The sequence below is a fragment of the Nocardia sp. NPDC058640 genome, assembly GCF_042716995.1.
Lineage (GTDB): Bacteria > Actinomycetota > Actinomycetes > Mycobacteriales > Mycobacteriaceae > Nocardia.
The window spans coordinates 17942-42869 of the sequence record NZ_JBHXRG010000022.1; the positions used below are offsets into that span (position 1 = coordinate 17942).

Here is a 24928-nt window from a genome sequence, read left to right on the forward strand (position 1 = left end):
CGAGGATAGCCAGCCCCACCGCGCCACGCCCAAGAATGGGGTTGCGTGGTGGACTGTCACCGTGTGGCACGATGCCCGCTGCTTGCTCGTGTCACCCCGTCACTAAACTGGCCCGGTGGCTGATACTCAGAGACCCGTCCTCGTTGTCGACTTCGGCGCGCAGTACGCCCAGCTGATCGCCCGGCGGGTGCGTGAGTCGCGGGTGTTCTCCGAAGTCATTCCCCACACCATGACCGTGGAGGAGATCGCCGAGAAGCAGCCGTTGGCCGTGATCCTGTCCGGTGGTCCGTCCAGCGTGTACGCCGAGGGCGCACCGCAATTGGACGCCCGCCTGTTCGACCTCGACATCCCCGTGTTCGGCATCTGCTACGGCTTCCAGGCCATGGCGCAGGCGCTGGGCGGCACCGTCTCGCACACCGGCACCCGCGAATACGGGCGCACCGAGCTCAACATCGACGGCGGTGTGCTGCACGGCGGCCTGCCGACCATTCAGCCGGTGTGGATGTCGCACGGTGACGCGGTGACCGATGCCCCCGAGGGCTTCGACGTCACCGGTACCACCGCGGGCGCGCCCGTGGCCGCGTTCGAGGACCGTGCGCGGCGCCTGGCCGGCGTGCAGTACCACCCCGAGGTGTTGCACTCCCCGCACGGCCAGCAGGTGCTCAGCCGCTTCCTGCACGAGATCGCGGGCATTCCCGCGCAGTGGACTCCGGCCAATATCGCCGAATCGCTGATCGCCAGTGTGCGCGAGCAGATCGGTGACGGGCATGCCATCTGTGGGCTGTCCGGTGGGGTGGACTCCGCGGTGGCGGCGGCGCTGGTGCAGCGTGCCATCGGCGATCGGCTGACCTGTGTGTTCGTTGATCACGGTCTGCTGCGGGCCGGTGAGCGCGAGCAGGTCCAGCAGGACTTCGTCGCCGCGACCGGGGCCAAGCTGGTCACTGTCGACGCGGTGGACAAGTTCCTGGGTGAGCTGAAGGGCGTCTCCGATCCCGAGGAGAAGCGCAAGATCATTGGGCGTGAGTTCATTCGTTCGTTCGAGGACGCGGTCGCCGGGATCGTGATCGAAGAGGGTGCGGTCGAGGGCACTTCGCCGAAGGTGGAGTTCCTGGTGCAGGGCACGCTGTACCCCGATGTCGTGGAATCCGGTGGCGGTACCGGTACCGCGAACATCAAGAGCCACCACAATGTCGGTGGTCTGCCCGACGATCTCGAGTTCGATCTGGTCGAGCCGTTGCGGCTGCTGTTCAAGGACGAGGTGCGCGCGGTCGGTCGTGAACTCGGCCTGCCCGAGGAAATCGTTGCGCGCCAGCCGTTCCCGGGTCCGGGTCTGGCTATTCGCATCGTCGGCGAGGTGACCGCGGACCGGCTCGAGCTGCTGCGTCAGGCCGACGCCATCGCCCGCGAAGAACTCACCGCGGCCGGGCTGGACAAGCAGATCTGGCAGTGCCCGGTGGTGCTGCTGGCCGACGTGCGTTCGGTCGGTGTGCAGGGCGACGGTCGCACCTACGGTCACCCGATCGTGCTGCGTCCGGTGTCCAGCGAGGACGCGATGACCGCGGACTGGACCCGCCTGCCCTACGACGTGCTCGAACGGATCTCCACACGCATCACCAACGAGGTGGCCGACGTCAACCGGGTTGTCCTCGACGTGACGAGCAAGCCGCCGGGCACCATCGAGTGGGAGTGAGTTAGACCGGCCGCGGCGGCGCCGCCTGGGTGAGCAGGAGCCTGCCAAGGAGGAAGCCGCCGGTGCGCGGTCGGTGGATGGCTGGTGGCAGGACCTTCGCCAACGAAGTCTTCGGCTGCTGGTCGCGTGTGGATTCGTCCATGTGCCTTGTCTTTTCGTTCAGTTGTCGAACAGCAATGGCCCGTCATCGTTGACGGGCCATTGGTGTTCGCGGGGGTTGCGCCTCAGTGGTGTTTGCGGCTGGGTGCCAGCGTGAGCAGCAGGCCGATGACGATGGCGGCGATGACCACGCCCCAGCCGACCGGCAGGAAGCCGCCCTCGTCGGGGGTCGGTGCGCCCAACAGCGCCCAGACGCTGATGGCGAGCGCGATCAGGCCGGTGGTCAGCAGGGTGAACGCGGGGCGGCGTCGGGTTTCGACGCTGTTCTGCTCAGCCACGGTCCACCACCACTTCGCCCGCCTGAACGTCCACGCGCAGGTCGAGGACCGGGGCACCGGGGACGTTGGGCCCGGAAATACCTTCAGTGCACTGTGATTCGCCCATATTGACCTCGCAGGTTGTTTTCACGGTCATGTTGTCCGGCAGCAGCACGGTGGCCTCGCCCAAGTTCACCGACACTTCGACGCTGCGGGATTCGGTGAGGTCCAGCCCGCGCAGATCCAGCGTGCCCGAACCCATGTTCACCTCGTAGCGGGGCTGCAGCTCGGTGATCGAGGCAGGTGCCCAGGTGTGCTCGCCCATGGTGGCGCTGTCGAATTCGATCGGGCCGATCAGCGAGGCCAGCACCACGAATCCGGCCAGGGGAGCGGTGAGTATCAGCAGCCCGTACCCGCGCCGCAGGAACGCGCCTGCGACCAGGCCGAGTCCGACGACCGCCAGTGCCAAGGCCGCGATCCGCGCGGTAGTCATCCATTCCACGCCCGCCGACGCTGCCGCGCCCCCCAGTGCCGCGGCCAGGATCGCCAGGCCGATGGTGACCGGAGTCAGGCGGGAGCGGGGACGTTTCGGTGCGGTGTGTGGTGGTGCCGCGGGTGCGAACTGGGGTGCTGCTTCGGGTAATTCCCAGGCCAGGGGTGCGACGGCGAGCGGGTCCCAACCGTTGGGTACCTGTGCGTTGATTCGCGGGGGTTCCGGTGCGGCGGAGATGGTTCCGGCCCTGTGTAGAAAAGCGGTGTCGTTCGAGCCCGGCTGCTCGACCAGTGCCGCGATCTCGGCGACGGATACATCGCCGACCACCGATCTCGCGCTGTCGACACGCTTATCGAGATCGACGGGGGCCGAAGCAGGGGCTGACTTAATCGAATCAGTAGCCGGCAGAGCCGAATCCGGTGTCGAGTCGCTGACGATCACGCCGGGGTCGGTTTGCGGTGCCGTCGAAGCTGACGCGTGCACGTCGGCATCGGCATCGACCTCGAGTCGGCTTGTCGAATCCTGTTCGCCAGACGTGTCGAGGTTCGTCGCGCTCCGATCAGTGTCGATCGACTCCGTAGCAGTGCTGCCTGTTTCGTCGGGGTCCTTGTGCAGCACAACCGTTTCGGTGGTATCGACCCGTAGCAGCGGTGTGGATTCGGCCGAGAACATGCGGTTCGGATCCTGTATGTACACCCGCGCCTCGGGCGAACGGGGAACGTAGATCTCGGGGAGCTTGGTGTACGGGGTGTACAGCCCCGTCGGCGGTACCTCGGGGTTGTACGGGTAGCCGCGCACCGGAACGCCGGTCGGATACCCGGCACCGGGGTAGCCCGCGCCCGGGTAGCCGGTCGTGTTGAGCGGAGCGCGGTAGGCATCGAACCCGGCAGGCAGCTCGGGATGCCGCAGATACAGCATCCACCAGCCGGCGAGCATGAGCCCCATGCTGATCACCCCGGACCCGCCCATCCCCAACCCGATCGGGCCCATGGTCGACACCGCGATGGCCAGCGCCACGATCAACACGATCGTCTTGGTCTGCGAATGCGACGACCCCTGATCGTGCGAGGTCAACGCCTGCGCCGCCGACACCTCGTTACCCGCCGAACTCAACACCAGCCAGGCCAGCAGATACAGCAGGATCCCGGCCCCGCCGAAGATCGTGGACACCACGAAAGCCACCCGCAACAGCACCGGATCGACCCCGTACCGCAACCCGAACCCCGCGGCCACCCCGGCGATCGGACCTTGCCGAGGCAGCCGGACGGGCCGCGTCTGCCACATCTGGTGAACCTGGTCGGCGAAGCTCGTTCTGCTCATGCCATCCATGGTGTGCCGAGCAGGCCCTTCGGCACATCGGGGGTAACCCTGAGAATTTCCCGGGTTCATGGGCAGGGGGAGCGGTATGCGACGTTCGCGACGTGACTGCGCCAGACGGCTTCGGTGAGTTCGTCGGTGGTCGCACAGATTCGTGCGGCGACAGCCTCTGCGTCCAGGTCCCATACGCCGAGCTGGCCGTTCTCGGTGACGATCACGAGTTGTTCGCCACGTGGGTGCATGATCACCCCGCGATAGTGACCGCCGGCGGAGCCGATCGGACCGCTGTGTTTGCGTGGTGCGCGTGGATCTTCGAGGTCCCACAGGTCAGTGGTGCCGTCGTCGCTCGACACGGCCAGTTTCGAGCTGTTCGTGGTAGCGGATACCCAGTTGAATTTTTCGAATGCGGAGCGATTCACTGTGTCGAGTGGCGTGAACGTACCGAGGGTGTCGGTGTTCGATAGCCCGAACTTGCCGGACTGCACAAAGGCGATGGTCCGGTTGTCGGGGAGGAACTGGGACACTTGATAGGCGTCGGCGCGGTCGAGGTCGGTCTCGGCGACCAGGCGAGGATTTGCGCTGTCGTTCAGACTCCAGATCTGGCGAATGGCGTGCTGCCTATCGTTTCGTTGGTCGACGAGTACGACTTCGACCAGAGTTCCGTCGGGGCTGAACGCGCTGTATAAAATCGTTCCGACCTTTGCGGCGATCGGCTGGCCGAGGGGTACCGGTGCGGTCCGGTGGGTGATATCCCACATCTGTACGGAGTTCTCGAAGGTCAGCAGCATCCGGTTGCCCTTGACCGTCGATTGTTCGGCACCGAATGTCGGCCAGTCCGGCAGTGGTCGGGGATGGAGTGGGTCATCGAGGTCGAAAACGAGGCGCCGTCTACCGTGCTTATCGTGAAGAGATAGCGTGCGCCCGTCCGCGCTCAGCGCGGTATCCGACAGCCCAGGTACGCCCGGGACCGTGGCCAGCCGAACCGGACGACGAGCATCGGCGGTGTCCCAGACCACTACGTCGCCGGTCCATGACCGCATTGCCATCCGATCGCCGATGCGATCGAACACCGGTGTCGTCGGTTTCCCTGGAATCATATCGATCGCCGAGGGCCGAGACCATGTTCTCAGCACCCCGTCGTCCCCGGCTCCGAAGAGGATCGATTCGCCCGGGAGGAAGAGCATCGACTTCGGACTGCCGCTGCAGACGAAGAGCTGAGCCAGCGGACAGACGACTGGGCTCACAGCCATGTCCAGTCCGGCTTGAACGGCATGCGCAGGGTCCGCGATATTCCACAGTCGCCCACGATCGGCGGAGCTGGTGGCAAGCAGGTTGCCGTCCTCGTGGAATACGATCGATCGCAGCACATCATTGCCGACTCGAATCGGTGCGCCATGAGTTCGCGGGTGGACTGGATCGGTGATGTCCCAGAATCCGACTCGGCTCGACGGTGCGGCGCCCGGGGATTCCGATCCGTAGCTGCCCACGGCCAATCGGGTGCCGTTCGGACTGATTGCGAAATCGCGGAGACCGCCATCGGCGGTGGAGATCGGCGGCCCGACAGGGTGCGCGGCCGCGGGCTCACGGATGTCCCACAACTGCACGGTGTCGGGTATCGCGGGGCGGCTATCGTTGACGCCGACGGCGAGTATCGCGCCGTCAGAACTGAATTCGACCCCGGTGATGTGGGCGTGATCAGCGGTGGGCAGTGAACGCGAGAATGTGCGGGACGGGTGTGACCGATCGCGGATGTCCCAGAGAGTGAGTGCCGACAGATCGACCACGGCGAGGTGTGTTCCGCTCGGATCGATAGCTATGGCGCCTCTTCTGATCGTCTCGAGTGTACTGATCAGTCGGGGGGACTCCGGATGAGCGAGGTCCCACAGCTGGATACCGGAAGGTCCCGTGGTGATCGCGTCGCTGGTTCCTGCGATGAAGACGAGATCGGTGGGCGTTGTTGCGAACTCGACTGCTAGGCGGCGCGGGTGGGTGGGGGCGCGGACATCCCAGAAGGCGATGTTGCCGTCATCGGCGATCGAGACCAGTAGTTTGTCGGTCGGCCGCAAGGCGAGCTTATGGATGCCACGAACGTGGGCGGGCGTGCTGACCGCAAGCGGTGACTCCTGGCTGTTCAACAACTGTGTACGCGACGAGCCGTCGGGGCGGATTCGATACGCGGCCAGCAGGAGTCGAGCTGAGATCGAAGGATCGCTGCTTCTGGTCCGCTGGGCCGCCACCACCAATTCGGCGTAGTCGCGGTCCAGTGTGCGCTGATCGGCCAGCCTGGTGCGGTCGACGGCGATCACACCGGTGGCAAGCAGCGCTAGCACCACCGCGATCGCCCCGACCCGCCAGCGTCCGCCGATCCGGGCAGCCCGCTGAGAGGCCTCGAGGAAGGCGCGCACCCGCGGGCTGATGGGGGTAACACCAGCGTGTTCGCCCGCGCTGTGCAGGCGGGTGCCGCGATACAGGAGAGCCGAATCATGTTTCGCTGCTTCCCATTCGGCCGCGTCGCGTTCGAGTCGCTGACGGACCAGGTGGCCGACCCGGTCGGTGTCGATCCAGCCGCGCAGCCGGGGCCATGCGGTGAGCACGATCTCGTGGGAGAACTGCGCCGAGCCCGCGTCCAGGGCGATCAGTCTGCTGACCGCGAGGACTTCCAGCGCTGCCGCCGATGCGTCGGGATCGACACTGCGGCTGAGTAATTCGGCACGGTCGACGGTTCGCCGGGTGTCGCGGCCGTCCTGTCCGACGGTGACGAGCGAGCCGAGCAGTTCCTGAGCGGCGGTCTGCTGCTCCGAAGTCAGCTCGCCCCAGGCGAGTTCGGCGGTTTCGGCGACCGACCCCGCGACCCCGCCCGTCTTGCGATAACCGGCGACGGTGAGTTTGCGGCCTTCGCGCTGCTGCCAGGTCGCCGACATCACGTGCGAGAGCAGTGGCAGCGCGCCGGGGTCGTAGCCGTCGGCGCTGAGATGTCCACCGATGCCACGTAATTCGGCGAGCACCAGCTCTTCCAAGCCGGATTCCAGGGTGAGTCCGGCGGCCTCGGCGGGGCCGGTGATCGCGTGCGCCACCTCGTCCATCGACATCGAACCGAGCAGATAGCTGTTGTGCTGCAGACTGTTCCGCAGGGCGGGATAGTGCAGGCACTGTTCATAGAAGTCGGCACGTAGTGCCAGGACGACCGTCAGCGAATCGGGCAGGCCGGCGAGGCTCGCCAGAAAAGTCGAACGTTCGGCTTCGTCCTGACACAGGGTGAACAGTTCCTCGAACTGGTCGACGATCAGGACCCGCGGATCGTCGGTCAGCACCGCCGCGAGTCCGGCGGCCGGGGTCGATCCCGGTGTCATGGTGGCGGCGGGTAGGTCGATCGCGGGTCGTAGACCGGCCGCCAGCAGCGAGGACTTGCCCGCCCCCGACGCGCCGATCAACACCACGATGCCGGTGGTGGCGCGCACCAGTTCGACGAATTCGGCGGTGGCCTGCTCGCGTCCGAAGAACAAGGTGTGCTCCTCGGGTAGGTAGGCGCGCAGGCCGGGGTAGGGGCAGGTGTCGCCGGTACCCGCGTCGGCGGTCCAGGTGACCGATTCCTGCCACAGGCGCCGCCCCTCGTGCGGGTCGGCCAGGGTGCGCGGCAGGGCACGCTGGGCCTTCTCGGTCATCTCGACGAGCGTGAGGACCACCGGCAGCAGCGATTCGAAGCGCGCGGGCACATTGCGCCCGGCCTTCCAATCGCTGATCCGCTGCGGTGACGGTGTGCCCGCCTGGGCGCCGCGCATTCGCCGCTCGGTCGTCGTGGCGACCCGACGTAACGTCGGATTACCCGCTGCCGCATAGAGTTCGGTGAACCGCTGGGCGAAAAGTGCACGCGGCGAAGAACTCTGCGCATCACTGTTGGTCAAGGAACCCCCCGTTCGATGAAAACGACCGAGGGCCATCGTATTCGGATCGGCCGGGACCCGGTGGGTTACCGGGTCCCGGCTCGACTCACATGAACATGGTGTCGCCGAAGATCGAGTTCGTCGCGCTCACCTGTCCGGTGCTCGCGGTGACCGTCGCCCACGAGTAGACGTTGAGCGGTCCACCGCAGTTGCCCACCTTCAGATGGAAGTCACGGTTCACCAGATAGGTGGTGCCCGCGCCGAGCGGCATGGACCCGACGTCGATCTTCTTGATCTCGCCCGGCGAGAGCGACAGGTTCAGATTGATTCCGGCCGAGATCGACGGACCGATATCGGCGGACGCGTCGGGGCCGGACGAGCCGGTTCCGACGGTGGCTCCCGCGCGCACGTCGATGCCGCCGTCGAGCCCGACCGACAGGGTCAGGTCTACCGCGCAGGCGACGAAGTACCCTGATTCGAGTGTGCCGGTCGCCCCGATCGGGGCCGTCACGTAGGCGGTGTTGTCGAGGAATACCTCCCGGTTGGTCGGCATGGCGTTGAGCGGGGGCACCATTCGGTAGGACTCCTCGGCGTGGCCGATGGTGAGTTCGAAGCCGGCGGGCCCATGATAGGTCCTCTCGTGCGGTGCCATCGGCGTCGCCGAAGCGATCGGCGTCATCGCGAGGGTGCTCAGTCCGATAGTGGCGGCGCCGAGCACTGTGGTGATGATGTTCACGGTGTTCCTCCCCTGAAGCGGCGGCCGCAATTTCGGCCTGCCATCAACGTAGAAAGATCTTCTGCGGTCGACCTTTCGAAAGACCGTGGAATCGGCTGAAACCCCTGCTGGGGACGCCGCCGTGGGTTTTCCGGTCCGGCGCAGGCCACCCCGATCCCTGTCGATACCGGATCCGACATTCACGCAGGTAGGGGCTGATTCCTGTCCGGACCGGACAGCTCGCCGACCAGGTCGGCGCCGGATCGCTGACATCGGGGACGAGATCAGGGACTTTCCTGATGCCGGTACCGCGCCCCGCGTGCCACTATCGAGGGCATGGATCCGTTCGTTCCCGTCCACGCCGCTGCCAAGGGGTCTGCCACCCCTGCCGGGCGCAGCGCTGCCGCCGGGAACAACGCCGCCCACCAGTCGCCGGATCCGCGATCGGGTGGGCATCGCCTGCGTGGTCCGGCGCGTCTGGTCGAGCTCGCGTTCGGGGGTGAGCCGGTGTCCGATGGGGCGTCGCAGCAGAACTTCCCGCCGCAACGGAGCTTCCCGCCTCAGCAGTACCGGTCCGCGCCGGGGTACGCGCAGTACCCCGGTGTTGCGCAGGGCTACGGCGTGCCGCGCGGTTATCGGCCGATGCTGCCTGCCCCCGGCCCCGAGCCGACGGGGACGCCGCTGCCCGAGACTCCCCGGCTCGTCCGTCGGACCGGTGGGCGAGTGGTCGGTGGGGTCGCGGGTGGGCTGGCCGATCACCTCGGTATCGACGTGGTCAAGGTGCGGTTGGCGTTCGTGCTGCTGTCCGCGCTGGTCGGGGCGGGCGTGGTCGCGTACGGGCTGCTGTGGATCTTCACTCCCGGTGGGGCCGACGCCGCGAAGCCGACCGGTGACGAGCGCAGGCAGGCGATCGGGCTGGCGTTGCTCGGGCTGGGTCTCACGGTCGCGGTCGGCTGGCTGTTCCAGGGGACCGCGGCGCGGGTGATCGCGCCGATCGTGGTGGTGGCGGTGGGTGCCGCGCTGGTGTGGCGTGAATACGATGTCGCCGCGCCGGGTCCGCGTGCGCTGTTCGGGTTGCCCGCGAGACCGTCGGTGGTCACCTGGTCGCGCATCGTGGCCGGGGCGACGTTGATCGTGGTCGGGCTCGGGGTGGTGGTGCTGGCCAGGATCGATCTGAGTTCGCTGGGGTCGGCGCTGATCGCGGTGGCGGTCACGCTGGTCGGTGCGGGGTTGCTCACGGTGCCGCTGTGGTTGCGCATGGTCCGCGCGCTCAATGCCGAGCGCAGTGCCCGCATCCGCAACGAGGAACGCGAGGAGATCGCCTCCCACCTGCACGATTCGGTGCTGCAGACGCTCGCGCTGATCCAACGGCAGGCCGAGGATCCACAAGAGGTTTTGCGCCTGGCCCGCAGCCAGGAACGCGAACTGCGCAAATGGTTGTTCGACGACACCGCGCCCGCCCAGTCCAGCCTGTCCACCGCGCTGCGCACCATCGCCGGCGAGGTGGAGGACCAGCACGGGGTGAAGGTCACCCCGGTCACCGTCGGCGATGTCGCCATGGACCCCGGCGACACCGGCGCGGGCCTGCCCAAAGAACACTTCACCGCGCTGCTGGGTGCCACCCGCGAGGCACTGGTCAACGCGGCCAAACACGCCGACGTCCCCGAGATCGACCTGTTCGCCGAAACCGAGGCCCACCAGGTCAGCATTTTCGTGCGCGACCGCGGTGCCGGTTTCGACGTGTCGGCGGTGCCAGGCGACCGGCGCGGGCTGGCGAAATCGATCCGCGCCAGAATCGAACGCCGTGGCGGTACGGCGGAGATCGACTCGACCGTCGGGCGCGGGACCGAGGTGCGGATTGTCATGCCGCGCACCGATTCCGGGACCTCCGAACCCGATGAGATGGCAGATGACGCAGCGCTATCCGGGAAGGGGGAGGTTGTGGAGGGCTCGACATCGGAGCAGGACGCGAGTGTCGGTTCCGGGGTGGGGGAGGACCGCCCCGCAGTTGACACTCCCGACGACGCGCCGACCGTTGTCTTGCGCCTCGGGGATCACGTGCCGACCCCGGATCACCCGACTGATCGCTGAGCGGGCGGTCGCACCGGACCCGCGTCGATCTCGACGCTGCGACTCCGCGATGTGGTACCGATGACAGCAGGTCGATCGACACGGTTCGAATGAGGAGTCTGGTAGTGAGTGTGCGGGTGTTCCTGGTCGACGATCACGCGGTTTTTCGGTCGGGGGTGCGGGCGGAGTTGAGCCGGGAAACCGACATGGACGTCGTCGGTGAGGCCGGGGCGGTGGCCGAGGCGGTGGCCGGGATCGATGCGGCGAAGCCGGACGTGGTGTTGCTGGATGTGCACATGCCCGACGGCGGTGGCGTGGCGGTGCTGGCGGGGATCGCGGCGGGGCCGGTGTGTTTGGCGTTGAGCGTGTCCGACGCGGCCGAGGACGTGATCGCGGTGATCCGGGCGGGCGCGCGCGGGTACGTCACCAAGACGATTTCCGGTGCCGAACTGGCCGACGGTATCCGCCGGGTCGCGGGTGGGGACGCGGTGTTCAGCCCACGGTTGGCGGGGTTCGTGCTCGACTCGTTCACCGGACGCTCACCGGTTCCCGAGCCGCCGCTGGATCCCGAACTGGACTCGCTCACCCCGCGTGAACTGGAGGTGCTGCGTTTGCTGGCGCGCGGTTACACCTATCGGGAGATCGCTGAATCCCTGTTCATCTCGGTGAAGACCGTGGAGACACACGCGTCGAATGTGCTGCGCAAGACACAGCAGTCCAATCGGAACGCGCTGACGAGATGGGCGCACCGACGACGGATCGAGTGAGTTCTGGGCGCGCGGTCCGGCGGACCGGGCGCACGGGTGCGGCTGAGGCGCGCGGTGGAGTGCGGCTCTACATCACGGCGATGATGATCGCGATCAGGATCACCAGGCCGATCAGCACGCCCGCGCCGATGGCCAGGGGAGCGCCGTTGGGCAGGTTGTCGATGAAGCTGCCGGTGCGCTGCTGTTGGGGTGCGGCGGTGGCGGCGATCGGGGCGCGGTGCGGGCGCGGGAGGGGGGAAGCATTGGGGCTGCGCAGGCCGCTGGCGGAGTTGCGGGTGGACCAGGCGGGAATGGTGCCGTCTTCGGTGCGCAGGGGCACACCGAGGATGTAGGCGCCGGTTCCCGGCCCGAAGGCCGCGGTGAGGATTTCGTCGCGGGCCTGCGCCATGGTCGGGCGGCGCTGGGGTGCGGGCTCGAGCATGTGCAGCAGGGTCTGGGTGAGGATGCCGCTGCGGGTGGGCGGGATGATCCGGCCCATCGCGGCCTTGGCCACGACGTCGTTGTCGTCGGAGTCGAAACCGAACGGCGGCTGACCTTCCAACGCGGTGTAGAGAGTGGCGCCGAGGGAGAACACGTCGCTGGCCTCGGTGGGAGTGGCGCCGCGCGCGACCTCGGGCGGGAGGTAGGCGGGAGTGCCGGTGATCATGCCCTCGGGTTCGTCACCGTGCGTGTCGCCTGCCCCGCGCGAGATGCCGAAGTCGCTGAGTTTGGCCAGGCCCACACTGTTGCCGCGGTCGGCGACCAGGATGTTGCCGGGCTTGATATCGCGGTGCACGATGCCCGCGGCGTGCGCGGCGGCGAGCGCGTCGGCCACCTGCGCGCCGATCTGGGCGACCTCGACCGCGGGCAGCGTGTCGACCAGCGCGAGCGCCTTGGCCACGCTGCGCGAGGGTAAGTACTCCATGACCAGCCAGGGCTCGCCGGCCTCGATCACCACGTCGTGCACGGCCACGGCGTGGGTGTGCGACAGCTTGGCGGCCACGCGGCCCTCGTGCACGATGCTGCTGCGAATCCGCTCGGCTTCCGCGGCGCTCAGGCCCGCGGTGGACAGCACCTGTTTGATCGCGACTTCCCGGTTCAGCAACCGGTCGGTGGCCAGCCAGACCGCACCCATGCCACCCCCGCCCAGCTTGGACTGCAGGCGGTAGCGGCCCGCGACCAGGTAGTCGGGGCCGATATGGGGACGAGCACGTTCGTTCACGGGTGCGAGGGTAGCCGAATATGGCGCTGACTGGCCGGGATCTTCGCGCTGCTGCGCGGTGGACACGGGGAGGGGGCGGGTGTCACGCTGGTCGCTATCGAACGTATATTCGAATACGATCGATAGCTGGAACGGTGCTGCTGTTCCGGCGCAGGGCGGTTTCTCGCCCGCGGGTCCATCGTGGAAGTAGGTGGTGTTGATGGGTTCGGAAGCGTTGTCGCCCGACCGGGGCGCACGGGAGCGCACGCTCGAACAGCTGCGCGCGCGCATGGCGGCGGTACCGGGACGCGGTGAGTCCGCGACCGGTCATACACCGCGTGACCAGCAATTACGTCGCGATATGCTGCCGGTTCCGCCACCGCTGGCAGACCTGCTGCCCGACGGCGGTCTGCCCAAAGGTGCCGTCGTCGCCTACACCGGCGCGCATTCGCTGCTGACCGGTCTGCTCGCCGCGGTCACCGGAAACGGTGGCCACGCCGCGGTCGTCGGCCTGCCTCGACTCGGTTTGCTGGCCGCCGCCGAGATGGGTGCCGAACTGTCGCGGCTGGCCGTGATCGCCGACCCCGGCCCCGACCCCGCCGAGGTGGCCGCGGTCCTGCTCGACGGGCTCGACCTGGTGGTCTTGGGTCTGGGCGGCCTCGTCGTCCCGCCCGCTCGCTGCCGAGTCCTGGCCGCGCGCGCCCGCAATCGCGGCGCCACCCTGGTCGTGGCGGGCGAATGGGTCAACCCGACCCTGCGCCTGGACTCCCGCGTCACCGGCTACCAGGGTCTCGGTCCCGGTCGCGGCCGCCTGCGTTCGGTCTGTCTCGACGTGCGCGTCAGCGCCAAAGCGGGCCAGACCCGCCACGGCCGCATGGACCTGTGCGCCAAAGTCGGCCGCACCGAATGGCTGCCCCGCGAAACCGTCACCCGCGCAAACGAACTCACCGCCTTGCACGAGGCGGTCTCGTGACCGTCGGCCCGTTATCCGGTTCGCCACGATGAGCCTGGGTTGGCTCAGTTCGATCGTTCGGTGGCGTGATGGCGCGCGTTGATCGGGTGTTGGCGGTGTGGTGTCCGGACTGGCCCGCGGTGGCGGCGGCCGCGGTGGCGGGGGTGTCGGCGGATCGGCCGATCGCGGTGTTGCGGGGCAGTTCGGTGGTGGCATGTTCGGCGATCGCGCGGGCCGAAGGAGTGCGGCGCGGGATGCGCAGGCGCGATGCGCAGGGGTTCTGCCCGGAACTCGTTGTCGTAGAAGATGATCCGGATCGAGATGCGCGGTTGTTCGAGCCGGTCGTCGGCGCCGTGGACGCGACGGTGCCGGGGGTCGAGGTGTTGCGCCCGGGCTTGATCGTGCTCGGAGCACGCGGCGCCGCACGGTATTTCGGTTCCGAGGAGGCCGCGGTGGTGCGGTTGATCGATGCGGTCGCCGCCGCGGGTGCCGAGGCGCAGATCGGGATCGCCGATGCCCTGTCCACGGCGGTGATCGCGGCCAGACGCGGCGCCATCGTGGTGCCGGGGGAGGGTGCGCGCTACCTCGCCGCGCTCCCGATCGCGGAGCTCGCGGTGGAACCGACCCTGGCCGCACCCGAACGACAAGACCTGGTAGATCTGTTGCGCCGCTTGGGATTGCGCCGCATCGGTGATTTCGCGCGCCTGTCGCCCGCCGAAGTGGCGTCCCGGTTCGGCGCCGACGCCGTGCTCGCCCATCGCACCGCCCGCGCCCTGCCCGAACGTCCCCCGTCAGCGCGCCGCCCCGCCCCCGAACTCACCGTCGACCTGGCCTGCGACCCACCCATCGACCGGGTCGACGCGGCCGCGTTCGCGGGCAGGCACCTTGCCACCCGACTGCACACGGTCCTGTCCGCGGCGGGCGTGGCCTGCACCCGCCTGGCCGTGACCGCGCGCACCGAGACCGGCGAGGAGCTGACCCGGATCTGGCGTTGCGCCCGCCCGCTCACCCCCGCCGACACCGCCGACCGCGTCCGCTGGCAACTCGACGGCTGGCTCACCCGCCGCGCCCGCCCCACCGGACCGATCGTCGCGCTCACGCTGGAACCGGTCGAGGTGGTCGCCGCGGGTGCCCTGCAACTGGGTTTGTGGGGTGGCGAGGGCGAGGAAAACGAACGCGCCCGCCGCGCGCTGGTCCGCGTGCAAGGACTGCTGGGCGGTGAAGCGGTCCGCATCGGCGTGCTCAGCGGCGGCCGCGGCCCCGCCGAACGCATCACCATGATCGCCCTCGGCGACGAACTCACCCCCGCCGCCGACCCCACCCACCCCTGGCCCGGCCGCCTCCCCGAACCCGCCCCCACCCTGCTGCTCCTGCATCGCCCGATCGTCCACCTGACCGCCGCCGACGGCACCGGAGTAGAAATCACCGACCGCGGCCTGTTCACCGCCACCCCCACCCGCCTGCGCTGGGGCCGCAAGGAGTGGGCCCTGCTCGGCTGGGCGGGCCCATGGCCGATCACCGAACGCTGGTGGTCCACACCCGACCCCGCCGTGTTGGCCGTACGAGTCCAAGTCCAACTCGACGCCGACCCCACCGAAATCCGCGCGGTCCTGCTCGTCCACGAGTCCGCCCTATGGCACGCCGAGGGCGTCTACGAGTGACCCGCCCCGCCGCCGATCGCGGATGCGTGGGTGTGCGTCGACGTGGCCGACGCCCCCGGGTTCTAGAGTGAAACGACCCCTGTCCCGGATCGCCCGGCCAGGTCGCGAAAGGAGCACCGTGAACCCCTTCGAGGGCATGCTGTGTTCGGCGGCCGCCGCGGACCTTCCGCTGCCGGGGACCGCGGCGCATGTCACCGGGTGGTTGTGTATCGAGCAGCCGGGGGCGTGGGGGCGTGATGTGATCGGTGACCAGGTGCTGGGGCCGGAGATCACCGCGGAACTGGCGGCGCGTACGTCGGCGGCGAAGGTTCGGCCGATGTTGATCCGTCGTCCTGGGCGCAACGAGTTCACCGGGACCCGCACGGTGTTGCTGGCCAGTTCGCGACCGGAGGGGTCGTGGTGTGTGCGGTTCGAGATCACCGATCTGCGCCAGCTGTTCGATATCGACCTGCACCTGGTCGACGGACCCGCCCCGGAAATCGGTGTGCGCGTGGATGATCCGGTGGTGTTGGTCTGCGCGCACGGCAAACGCGACCAGTGCTGTGCCCTGTTCGGCCGCCCGATCGCCGCCGCCCTGGCCGCGGACTACCCCGACCGCGTCTGGGAGGCCTCCCACACCGGCGGCCACCGTTTCGCACCCGCGGTCGTACTGCTCCCGTCGGGCCTGACCTACGGCCGTGTCGACGTCCCCGGCGCGCGGGCACTGCTCGAAGCCGCCGACGCCGGCGAGGTCGCGATGACCGGCCTGCGCGGCCGCAGCTGCTACCCCCCGATCTCCCAACTGGCCGAAGTGGCTGTGCGCGAACAGATCCCGGCCACCGCCACCGACCTCACCGTCCACCCCGACCCCGCACCCACCCACGACCCGACCCTGGCAGGCGCCGCCGTCGTCACCCATCGCGACGGCCGCCGCTGGCACGTCACCGCCCGCACCATCCCCGCCGTCCCCCGCCAAGCCAGCTGCGCCGCCGCCCCCAAACCGGCCACCTACTTGGAACCCGCTGCGATAGAACAACTTCCCCCCGACCTCTGACCGGCGAAATCACGCACTTCGCGCCCTTCCAGTCAGAAAACTGATTCAGAAGAGCCCGATTGCGTGATCACGCCGGTGCGACCGTGTCATCGACTGGCGTAATCGCCCACTTCGTAGGTGTTCAGGCCGGAAATCGGGTGGAACCGGTGCGGATTGGTCGATTACGCCGGGTTACCAGTGGGTGCCGGGGACCCAGCGGGCTGCGCGGCGTAGGGCGGTGCCGGTGACTTTGCGGGCGGTGGAGGGTTGTTCGGGGATGGTGGGGGTTGGTGGGTCGACGGGGTCGACCGATTCGCCTTTGGCTGCGGGGGAATCGGGTAGGGCCCGGTAGTAGCGGTGCATGATGCGGTCGCGGAGTTTGGGGGTGAGGATGCCGCCGTATTCGGCGATGGTGCCCAGGGGGACGTCGATGCGTTTGGGGCGTTCGGACAGGGCTCGCACGATGGTGCCCGCGGCCCATTCCGGGGATTCGGAGGGGCCTTGGTCGCCGCTGGGGGCGATCATCGGGGTGCGGACCAGGGGCATGTGGATGGTGGTGAAAGTTACTCCGTCAGCGAGGGTTTCGACCGAGGCGACCTCGGTGAACTTGTCCAGGGCGGCCTTGCTGGCCAGGTAGGCGGCGAAGCGTGGGGTGGCTACCTGGACGCCGGCGCTGGAGATGTTGACGATGTGGCCGAAGCCGCGTTCGCGCATCTGCGGCAGTAACGCCAGGGTCATGCGCAGGGCGCCGAAGTAGTTGACCGCCATGGTGCGTTCGAAGTCGTGCAGGCGGTCGGTGGAGCGGTGGATGGCGCGGCGGATGGACCGGCCCGCGTTGTTGACCAGCATGTCGACGTGACCGTGCTGGTCGAGGATCGTTTTGACCGTGGCGTCCACGGATTCTGAGTCGGTGACGTCGCACTGGTAGCCGTAGGCCTGACCGCCCGCGTCGAGGATCTCGGTGACCACCGCGGCCAGTTCGTCGCCGCGGCGCGCGAGCAGGAACACCACCGCGCCCTTGTCGGCGACCGCGAGCGCGGCGGCCCGGCCGATCCCGGACGACGCACCGGTGATCACGACGTGCCTGCCGGTGAGGTCGCGCCGCCGTTTGCGGCCCTGTTCACCCGGGGATCCCTGTGGCATCTCACTGCTCCTTGGTTCGTTGGCTACGAACTTACTCTCAAGTAAGTTCGCGGGCCAGCTCTTCGAGAAACTCGAAAATATGTTCGAATGCCTCTCGCCTTTGTTCGAACGTATGTGCGATACTTGTGCACATGGCGGACGATCGGATGGCGGACATCTATGCCGCGGTGCGGCTCGGCGGTAACAACCCTGACGCCGCGCGCGCGGCGCTGACCAGGCTCTGGAGTGAGATAGGGGAAGGCGGCAACCCGTTGTATCGCTGCGTGGTGGCGCACCACCTCGCGGATGTGCAGGAACTGCCCGAGAGTGCGTTGCTGTGGGATCAGCGGGCGCTGGCCGCGGTGTTCGGGCCGGGCATTCCGTTGGATGAGGGGCTGCGCGGGTTCCTGCCCTCGCTGTATCTGAACCTGGCCGACAGTCACCGTCGCGTGGGTGACTTCGAGATGGCGCAGATGCAGTTGGCGATCGCGCGCGGGCACTTGGACGTGCTCGCCAACGATGCCTACGGCGCGGTGATCCGTTCGGGTCTGGGTCATGTGGAGGCCGCGCTGGAAACGCGGTCGATGGAGCGTTTGCCCGCGAATTGAGTTGTGCGGCAACAGGAATGGGGTGCGGTGATGCGGGGGTCGTGAGAGGAGTGGGTGCATGGGCTGGAGCAACGGGCCGCCGACCTGGTCGGAGCTGGAGCGGGTGCTGTCGGGCAAACCGAGCGGCAGGCCCGCGGAGGACATGCACCCCGGCGACGGCGGCGACAGTCCGGCCTGGTCGCGCAAACGCGGCGAGTACCGTGCCGCGCAGCTCGACCGGCCGTCCGCGACCGTGCCCTACGCGGAATTGCACGCCCACTCCGCCTACAGCTTCCTCGACGGCGCGAGTCAGCCGGAGGAGCTGGTGGAGGAGGCGGTGCGGCTGGGTCTGGAGGCGCTGGCGCTCACCGACCACAACGGGTTCTATGGGACCGTCCGGTTCGCCGAGGCGGCCAGGGAATGGGGAATGCCAACGGTTTTCGGTGCCGAACTGTCACTGGGAACCGATGCGAAGGCGGCGCCGGGCCGAGGGGATGCGGTCCGGCGCCGTTCTGCACCGCGGGGCGGAGTGCGTTTCGCGCCGGGTGCCGGTAGAGCTGATGTCGGTGCTCCGAGGGGCGACCGGGGAACCGTGTCGAGTGTCGATGGCACGGCCGACGATGTGATCGGGGCGGATGGCTACGGACAGGCGTACGCGGCCGGGGATCGCGGGCGGGCGCGGGCGGCTGGCGATGATGTGGGCGGGCCGGTAGGGCACGCGAATGCACCGGACTCGTTGCCGCGCACGGGTTCTCCCGATCCGAATGGCCCGCATCTACTGATCCTCGCTCGGGGGCAGGAAGGGTACCGGCGGCTGTCGCGGGAGATGGCGGCGGCGCATATGGCGGCGGGGGAGAAGGGGGTGTTGCGGTATGACCTGGACACGCTCGCCGCGGCGGCGGGTGGGCACTGGCACATTCTCACCGGCTGTCGAAAAGGTCACGTGCGCACCGCACTCGAACAGGATCTGCACAACAACGACCTGCGATTACCGAAAGCTGAAGCGGCACTGCGGGATTTGATCGAGCGGTTCGGGAACAGTCGGGTGAGTGTGGAGCTCACCCATCACGGCATCGCCACCGATGACGAACGCAACGCGCTGCTGGTGGCACTGGCCGATCGGCTCGATGTTCCCGTACTCGCCACTACCGGTGCGCATTTCGCGTCGCCGGCGCAGCGTCGTCGGGCGATGGCGGTGGCCGCGATCCGTGCCCGCAGCAGCCTCGACGAGATGGCGGGCTGGTTGGCGCCCACCGGTGGCGCGCACCTGCGTTCGGGTGCGGAGATGGCGCACCTGTTCGCGCAGTATCCGCACGCGGTGGCCAACGCGGCGACGCTGGCTCGCGAATGCGCGTTCGACCTGGGGTTGATCGCCCCGCAACTGCCCCCGTTCGACGTGCCGACCGGCCACGACGAGAACTCCTGGCTGCGTCACCTGGCCTACGAGGGCGCCGCGCGACGGTACGGTCCGCCGGAACGAAATGCCAAGGCGTACCAGCAGATCGACCACGAACTGGCGGTGATCGAGGAGCTGAAGTTCCCCGGCTACTTCCTGGTCGTGCACGACATCGTCGAGTTCTGTAAGCGCAGCGACATCCTGTGCCAGGGCCGGGGTTCGGCCGCCAACTCCGCGGTCTGCTACGCCATCGGCATCACCAATGTGGACCCGGTGGGCAACCAGCTGCTGTTCGAACGGTTCCTCTCGCCCGAACGTGACGGGCCGCCCGACATCGATGTCGATATCGAATCCGACCGTCGCGAGGAGGCCATCCAGCACGTCTACGCCAAGTACGGCCGCGACTATGCCGCGCAGGTGGCGAACGTGATCACCTATCGCGGGAAGTCCTCGGTGCGCGATGCCGCACGGGCGCTCGGCTTTTCGCCGGGGCAGCAGGACGCGTGGAGTAAGCAGGTGAGTCGCTGGTCGGGGGTGGCCGGCGAGACGGGCACCGATATCCCGGAGGCCGTGCTCGAACTGGCAGGCGAACTAGACGGTCTCCCAAGACATTTGGGCATTCACTCCGGCGGCATGGTGATCTGTGATCGGCCGATCGCCGACGTGTGCCCGGTGGAGTGGGCGCGGATGGCTGGACGCAGCGTGCTGCAGTGGGACAAAGATGACTGCGCCGCAGTAGGTTTGGTGAAATTCGACCTGCTCGGCCTCGGCATGCTCTCGGCGCTGCACTACATGATCGACCTGGTGCGCGAGCACAAAGGCGAGACGGTGGAACTGCACGCCCTCGATCTCACCGAGGCGGGCGTCTACGAGATGTTGCAGCGCGCGGACTCGATCGGGGTGTTCCAGGTGGAGTCGCGTGCGCAGATGGCGACGCTGCCACGGCTCAAGCCGCGCAACTTCTACGACCTGGTCGTGGAGGTGGCGTTGATCCGGCCCGGACCGATCCAAGGCGGCTCGGTGCACCCCTATATCCGCAGGCGAAATGGCAAGGAGCCGGTGGTTTTCGACCATCCGTCGCTGAAACGGTCGCTGGAACGCACGCTGGGGATTCCGCTGTTCCAGGAACAGTTGATGCAGATGGCGGTCGATGTGGCCGGGTTCAGTGCGGCCGAGGCGGATCAGTTGCGGCGGGCGATGGGGTCGAAGCGGTCGCCGGAGAAGATGGCCAGGTTGAAGGCGCGGTTCTACGAGGGCATGCGGGAGCTGCACGGGATCACCGACGAGGTCGCCGACCGGATCTACGAAAAACTGTATGCCTTCGCCAATTTCGGGTTCCCGGAAAGCCATTCGCAGAGTTTCGCGTCGATCGTGTTCTATTCGTCGTGGTTCAAGCTGCACCATCCAGCGGCGTTCTGTGCGGGGTTGTTGCGTGCGCAGCCGATGGGTTTCTACTCGCCGCAGTCGCTGGTGGCCGACGCTCGACGGCATGGGGTGCGGGTGCACGGGCCCGATATCAACGCCAGCCGCGCCGAACCCACCTTGGAGAACGCGGGTACGGAGATCCGCCTCGGGTTGTCCGGGGTGCGTCACGTCGGCACCGATCTCGCCGAGCGCATCGTGGCCGTTCGTGCCGAACGCGGACCTTTCGGTTCGATGCTCGATCTCACCGGTCGCGTGGAACTGTCTGTCGCGCAATCGGAATCGCTGGCGACCGCAGGGGCGCTCGACGTGCTGGTCGATGCCGAACCGCGTGATTCGCGTGGTAGCAGCGTGCGCAGGGCGGCATTGTGGGCAGCGGGTGCGGCGGCCGTGGAGCGCCCCGACCGCCTGCCCGGCACCGGCCCGGCGACCGTCGCCCCTTCTCTGCCCGGCATGAGCGCACTGGAACTCGCCGCCGCCGACGTGTGGGCCACCGGCATCTCACCCGACTCCTATCCCACCGAATTCCTTCGCGCCCACCTGAATTCGCTCGGCGTGGTCCCCGCCTGTGACCTGCTGCTGGTCGAAGACGGCGCCCGCATCCTGGTGGCGGGCGCGGTCACGCACCGTCAGCGTCCCGCCACCGCCGCGGGCGTGACCTTCCTCAATCTCGAAGACGAAACCGGCATGGTCAACGTCGTGTGCTCGGTGGGGCTGTGGGCTCGCTACCGGCGCCTCGCGCAGAGCGCTACCGCGCTGCTCATCCGTGGGCGCATCCAGAATGCCGAGGGTGCGGCGAGTCTGGTGGCCGATCATCTCGAACATCTCGATCTGACCATCGTCGCCCGGTCCCGCGACTTCCGCTGAGTTCCTCGCACGGTGCACGCGGGCCGTTCAACGCATTACGCTGCGAACATGCGCAAGATTGCGGTGGTGATGATCGCGTTGCTCGGCCTGCTGTTGCTGGCCGGGTGTGGCGGGGACGAAAGTGCGGACCAGGCTGGTCGGGCGTCAGCGCCCACTGTCATGGGCGGGCCGGCTCCCGCGATAGCGCCCGGATTTCGGGAAGGCGCGCCGCAGAAGGACAGCCCGGCACCCGACCAATCGAACCGCAAAGAGGTGATCACCGGCTCGGTCGATGTCACCGCCGGCGATCCGATCGCCGCCGCCGCGACCGTCACCGACCAGGTCCGCGCCGTGAACGGCCGCATCGACAGCCGCACCGAACAACCTGGCACCGACAAGCGAACCGCCCGCGCGGTACTCAGCGTGCGCGTGCCCGCGGACTCCACCGATGCCTTCATCACCGGCCTCGGCGGCGTGGGCACGGTCACCCGCGTAAGCACCAACCGCGATGACGTCACCATGCAGTGGCAAGACCTCGACGCCCGCATCCGCGCCCTGCAGGCGTCCGTCGACCGGCTCAAAGCGCTGATCACCGGCGCGACCAACACCGCCGATCTGATCGCCGCCGAGGAGGCGTTGTCGAGCAGGCAGGGCGAACTCGACAGCCTCACCGCGCAGAAACGCAGCCTCGACGACCAGGTCGCCTTGTCGACATTGACCATCACCCTGACCGCCGACGACAAGCACGCGCCCGGCGACCCGGACAACTTCTGGGACGGCATCGTCTCCGGCTGGAACTCGTTGGTGGACTGGTTGCACGACGCGGTCGTCTTCGCCGGTAAGGCTGTGCCGTGGTTGGGCTTCCTCGCCGTGATCGGCGGATTGCTCTATGCCGCACTGCGTTTCCTGCGCGGTCGACGCGCCAGAACGACTACGCCAGCAGCCACAACCCCGGCGACCACCGCATCCGCGACCGCTGAACCGGCGACGGCTGGGCCCGCCGCGGCAACCTCACCCTCAGCCCCCACTCGCGAGGCCGGGAAGGAGACCTCCGGTGCCCACAGTGCGGGCGACGATCAAACCGAACAGCCGTAAAGGCCCCCTGGTCGAAACCGCCGCCGACGGCACCCTCACCCTCTACGTCCGAGCCCCCGCCGTCGAAGGCAAGGCCAACAAGGCCGCGATCGAATTGCTGGCGGACCATTTCGGCGTCGCCAAGTCCGCCGTCCGGCTGACCGCGGGCGCCACCTCGCGGTTCAAACGTTTCGACATCGACTGAGGAGGCCGCCGCCGTGACCGAGCAGCAGCCCCGGCGCCCGTGGCGGATCGTGGTGCGTCGCGGTGTGGCGGGCAGTCGCGACGCGTTGTCGGAGGTCGCGCGTTGGAAGACCGTGGAGGTCGACACGCTGCGGCTGCTCGCGGCGGGATTGTCGGTCGCGCTGCCGGTGGCGATCGGGGAACTGGCGGGCAATCTGGGTGCGGGCATGACGGCGGCGCTGGGTGCGCTGCTGATGTCGAGCAGCGGGCAGGCGGGTTCCGCGCGTCGTCGCGTCATCGACCTGCTCAACACCTTGGTCGTCGGTTTCTTCGGCATGTTGATCGGCGCGTGGTCGGCCGGGCTCGGCGCGTTCGCGAGTTCGGTGGTGATCGTGGCGGTGGCGTCGATGGCCGTGGTGCTGGGTGGGATTCGGGGCAGCGCGGCCAAGGTCACCACCCTCGCGATCGTGTTCATGATCATCGGCGCGTCCCTTGGCCTGCACATCGAAACCCGTTCGTTGGCAACATATTCCGTGCTCGGCGGACTCGGCGCGGCGATTCTGACGATGCTCACTTTCGCCGTGACCTACCACCTGCTCGGCAAGCAGGCCGCCGCCGTCGCACCCTCCGTGCCGTTGGCCGACGACCTGCGCCAGTGGGCAGCACGCCTGAAAACCGTTGCGGGCTGGCACTATCCGGCTCGCCTGATCAGCAGCATGATCGTCGCCGAACTGATCGCCCACCAATTGCACGGCACGCATTCGTACTGGATCGTGCTGACCGTGGCCCTCGTGGTCCAGCGCGACCACACCTCCGCGCTCACCCACAGCCTCCAACGCGGCCTCGGCACCGCACTGGGTGTGCTGCTGGGCGGCCTGTTCCTGGCGTCGATCCCGATCTGGGTGATGATCGCGGTCATCGGCGCGATCGCCGCGTCGCGCCCCTACCTGCGCGCCGCCAACTACACCGCCTACGCGATGGTCATGACGCCACTGGTCGCGGTGTTCACCGGCCTCGGCGCCACCATGACCGCAGGCGTGCTCGTCGAAAGACTCCTGGACACCGTCATCGGCTGCGTGATCTCGCTGACGGTCGGCTACGCCCTGTGGCGCTGGATGGGCCCCGACGCCGCCTAGCAGTGACCTGCCGACACCACGGCGTCGCATTCGGCACTCAGCGGCCGACGGGCGAGCCGAAGCGCAGTCAGATCCCGCCGGGAAAGCCCAGCTGCCGCCACGCCTCGTACACCGCGACCGCCGCAGTGTTCGACAGGTTCATCGACCGTCGCCCCGACAGCATGGGCACGCGCACCTGGTCGGTGATGTGGGAATCGCTGAGCACCTCCGCGGGCAGGCCGGTGGGCTCGGTGCCGAACAACAGGACGTCGCCGGGCTGGTAGGCCACATCGGTGTAGCGCGTGGTCGCCTGGGTGGTGAACGCGAACACCCGCTGCGGCCCGATCGCGGCCCACGCCGTCTCCAGATCCGGATGGACGGTCACCGAGGCGAGGTCGTGGTAGTCCAGGCCCGCCCGGCGCAGTTTCGACTCCGACAGGTCGAAGCCCAGCGGCTCGATCAGGTGCAGCGCACACCCGGTGCCCGCGACGAGCCGGATCGCATTGCCGGTGTTCGGCGGAATAACCGGCTGATGGAACATCACATTGAACACTCGGAGCAGGGTACTGACCGTTGACGATCGAGCGCGCGCGCAGCCCCTGTGTGCCACTTTTCCAGAACACTGGAACAATCAGGGGCGTGAACAAGGCGGACTCGACCGACAAGCACACGACCGGCAAGCATCGGGTCGCGCGGTTGAGTGCGGGGGAGCAGTACCTGCGCAGTCACCTGCCGATGACCGTGGTGACCGCGCTGATCGTGATCGCGGTCGGGTTCGTGGCGTGGGATCGCTGGCGGCGTGGCGCGCTGATCTTCGGCAGCGCCGCACTGGTGGCCGCGGCGTTCCGGTTGTGTCTGCCGACCGTGCAGGTGGGGTTGCTCGCGGTGCGCAGTCGCCCGTTCGATGTGGCCGCGTTGACCGCGTTGGGCAGTGCCATCGTTTTCCTGGCGGTCACCATCAACACGCTCGGCGTCAACTGAGGAAGACCGGCCGCGGCGTCATTGACGCGACCGGTCCCACACCCTCGA

At 68.2% G+C, this 24928-nt stretch carries 20 protein-coding genes; 12 read left to right on the forward strand and 8 right to left on the reverse strand.

The window, feature by feature from the left end; genetic code table 11:
* Window positions 1–115 precede the first annotated feature (115 nt).
* Window positions 116–1690: a glutamine-hydrolyzing GMP synthase gene (guaA, locus tag ACFWU5_RS21210; protein WP_379247065.1), complete on the forward strand. Its 1575-nt coding sequence runs from the start codon at window positions 116–118 to the stop codon at window positions 1688–1690.
* Window position 1691: 1 nt separating this feature from the next.
* On the opposite strand, the gene ACFWU5_RS21215 is transcribed toward guaA, so the two are convergent.
* From ACFWU5_RS21215 to ACFWU5_RS21235, 5 genes are all read right to left on the reverse strand, one after another.
* Window positions 1692–1832 carry a hypothetical protein gene (locus ACFWU5_RS21215; protein WP_379247067.1) on the reverse strand — a complete coding sequence of 47 codons (141 nt, stop codon included), beginning with the start codon at window positions 1830–1832 and terminating at the stop codon, window positions 1692–1694.
* 82 nt (window positions 1833–1914) lie between these two features.
* Window positions 1915–2127 (reverse strand): hypothetical protein, encoded by a 213-nt coding sequence (locus tag ACFWU5_RS21220; RefSeq protein WP_379268361.1) that lies wholly within the window; start codon window positions 2125–2127, stop codon window positions 1915–1917.
* Entirely contained in the window at window positions 2120–3919 is a 1800-nt protein-coding gene (locus tag ACFWU5_RS21225; protein ID WP_379268362.1) for a PspC domain-containing protein, read from the reverse strand. The genes ACFWU5_RS21220 and ACFWU5_RS21225 overlap by 8 nt, the downstream gene beginning before the upstream one ends.
* Before the next feature lie 65 nt (window positions 3920–3984).
* A complete protein-coding gene (locus ACFWU5_RS21230; protein WP_379268363.1) occupies window positions 3985–7818 on the reverse strand; it encodes a hypothetical protein in 3834 nt (1277 codons plus the stop codon).
* Window positions 7819–7903: 85 nt separating this feature from the next.
* A complete protein-coding gene (locus ACFWU5_RS21235) occupies window positions 7904–8533 on the reverse strand; it encodes an MspA family porin (RefSeq protein ID WP_379268364.1) in 630 nt (209 codons plus the stop codon).
* A gap of 621 nt (window positions 8534–9154) precedes the next feature.
* Between ACFWU5_RS21235 and ACFWU5_RS21240 the strand changes: the two genes are divergently transcribed.
* Window positions 9155–10603 carry a PspC domain-containing protein gene (locus tag ACFWU5_RS21240; protein ID WP_379268416.1) on the forward strand — a complete coding sequence of 483 codons (1449 nt, stop codon included), beginning with the start codon at window positions 9155–9157 and terminating at the stop codon, window positions 10601–10603.
* 89 nt (window positions 10604–10692) lie between these two features.
* Entirely contained in the window at window positions 10693–11349 is a 657-nt protein-coding gene (locus ACFWU5_RS21245) for a response regulator (protein WP_379247075.1), read from the forward strand.
* Window positions 11350–11416: 67 nt separating this feature from the next.
* Here ACFWU5_RS21245 and ACFWU5_RS21250 read toward each other — a convergent pair whose 3' ends face one another.
* Window positions 11417–12550, reverse strand: coding sequence for a serine/threonine-protein kinase (locus ACFWU5_RS21250; RefSeq protein WP_379247077.1), 1134 nt, complete (start codon window positions 12548–12550; stop codon window positions 11417–11419).
* 199 nt (window positions 12551–12749) lie between these two features.
* Between ACFWU5_RS21250 and ACFWU5_RS21255 the strand changes: the two genes are divergently transcribed.
* From ACFWU5_RS21255 to ACFWU5_RS21265, 3 genes are all read left to right on the forward strand, one after another.
* Entirely contained in the window at window positions 12750–13502 is a 753-nt protein-coding gene (locus tag ACFWU5_RS21255; protein WP_379268365.1) for a hypothetical protein, read from the forward strand.
* Window positions 13503–13570: 68 nt separating this feature from the next.
* Window positions 13571–15142 (forward strand): DNA polymerase Y family protein, encoded by a 1572-nt coding sequence (locus ACFWU5_RS21260; protein WP_379268366.1) that lies wholly within the window; start codon window positions 13571–13573, stop codon window positions 15140–15142.
* A gap of 136 nt (window positions 15143–15278) precedes the next feature.
* Complete coding sequence (locus tag ACFWU5_RS21265; RefSeq protein WP_379268418.1) at window positions 15279–16175, forward strand: sucrase ferredoxin; 897 nt, start codon at window positions 15279–15281, stop codon at window positions 16173–16175.
* Between the two features lie 171 nt (window positions 16176–16346).
* Here the strand turns inward: ACFWU5_RS21265 and ACFWU5_RS21270 are convergent, their stop codons facing one another.
* Window positions 16347–17297, reverse strand: a complete 951-nt coding sequence (locus ACFWU5_RS21270) for an SDR family NAD(P)-dependent oxidoreductase (RefSeq protein WP_379268367.1) — start codon at window positions 17295–17297, stop codon at window positions 16347–16349.
* 131 nt (window positions 17298–17428) lie between these two features.
* On the opposite strand from ACFWU5_RS21270, the gene ACFWU5_RS21275 reads away from it, so the two are divergent.
* The 5 genes from ACFWU5_RS21275 to ACFWU5_RS21295 are packed head-to-tail and all read left to right on the forward strand — an operon-like array spanning window position 17429 to window position 23920.
* Entirely contained in the window at window positions 17429–17884 is a 456-nt protein-coding gene (locus ACFWU5_RS21275) for a hypothetical protein (protein ID WP_379247087.1), read from the forward strand.
* Window positions 17885–17942: 58 nt separating this feature from the next.
* Entirely contained in the window at window positions 17943–21548 is a 3606-nt protein-coding gene (locus ACFWU5_RS21280; protein WP_379268368.1) for an error-prone DNA polymerase, read from the forward strand.
* A 48-nt stretch (window positions 21549–21596) separates the two neighbouring features.
* Window positions 21597–22622 (forward strand): DUF4349 domain-containing protein, encoded by a 1026-nt coding sequence (locus tag ACFWU5_RS21285; RefSeq protein WP_379268369.1) that lies wholly within the window; start codon window positions 21597–21599, stop codon window positions 22620–22622.
* A complete protein-coding gene (locus tag ACFWU5_RS21290) occupies window positions 22582–22806 on the forward strand; it encodes a DUF167 domain-containing protein (RefSeq protein ID WP_379268370.1) in 225 nt (74 codons plus the stop codon). The genes ACFWU5_RS21285 and ACFWU5_RS21290 overlap by 41 nt, the downstream gene beginning before the upstream one ends.
* Window positions 22807–22819: 13 nt before the next feature.
* Complete coding sequence (locus ACFWU5_RS21295; RefSeq protein WP_379268371.1) at window positions 22820–23920, forward strand: FUSC family protein; 1101 nt, start codon at window positions 22820–22822, stop codon at window positions 23918–23920.
* A gap of 67 nt (window positions 23921–23987) precedes the next feature.
* Here the strand turns inward: ACFWU5_RS21295 and ACFWU5_RS21300 are convergent, their stop codons facing one another.
* The gene (locus ACFWU5_RS21300; protein WP_379268372.1) at window positions 23988–24452 is read right to left on the reverse strand and encodes a tRNA (cytidine(34)-2'-O)-methyltransferase; all 465 of its coding nucleotides are present in this window, start codon (window positions 24450–24452) and stop codon (window positions 23988–23990) included.
* Window positions 24453–24634: 182 nt separating this feature from the next.
* Here ACFWU5_RS21300 and ACFWU5_RS21305 point away from each other — a divergent pair, with 182 nt between their 5' ends.
* Entirely contained in the window at window positions 24635–24880 is a 246-nt protein-coding gene (locus ACFWU5_RS21305; RefSeq protein WP_379247201.1) for a DUF3017 domain-containing protein, read from the forward strand.
* Window positions 24881–24928 lie beyond the last annotated feature (48 nt).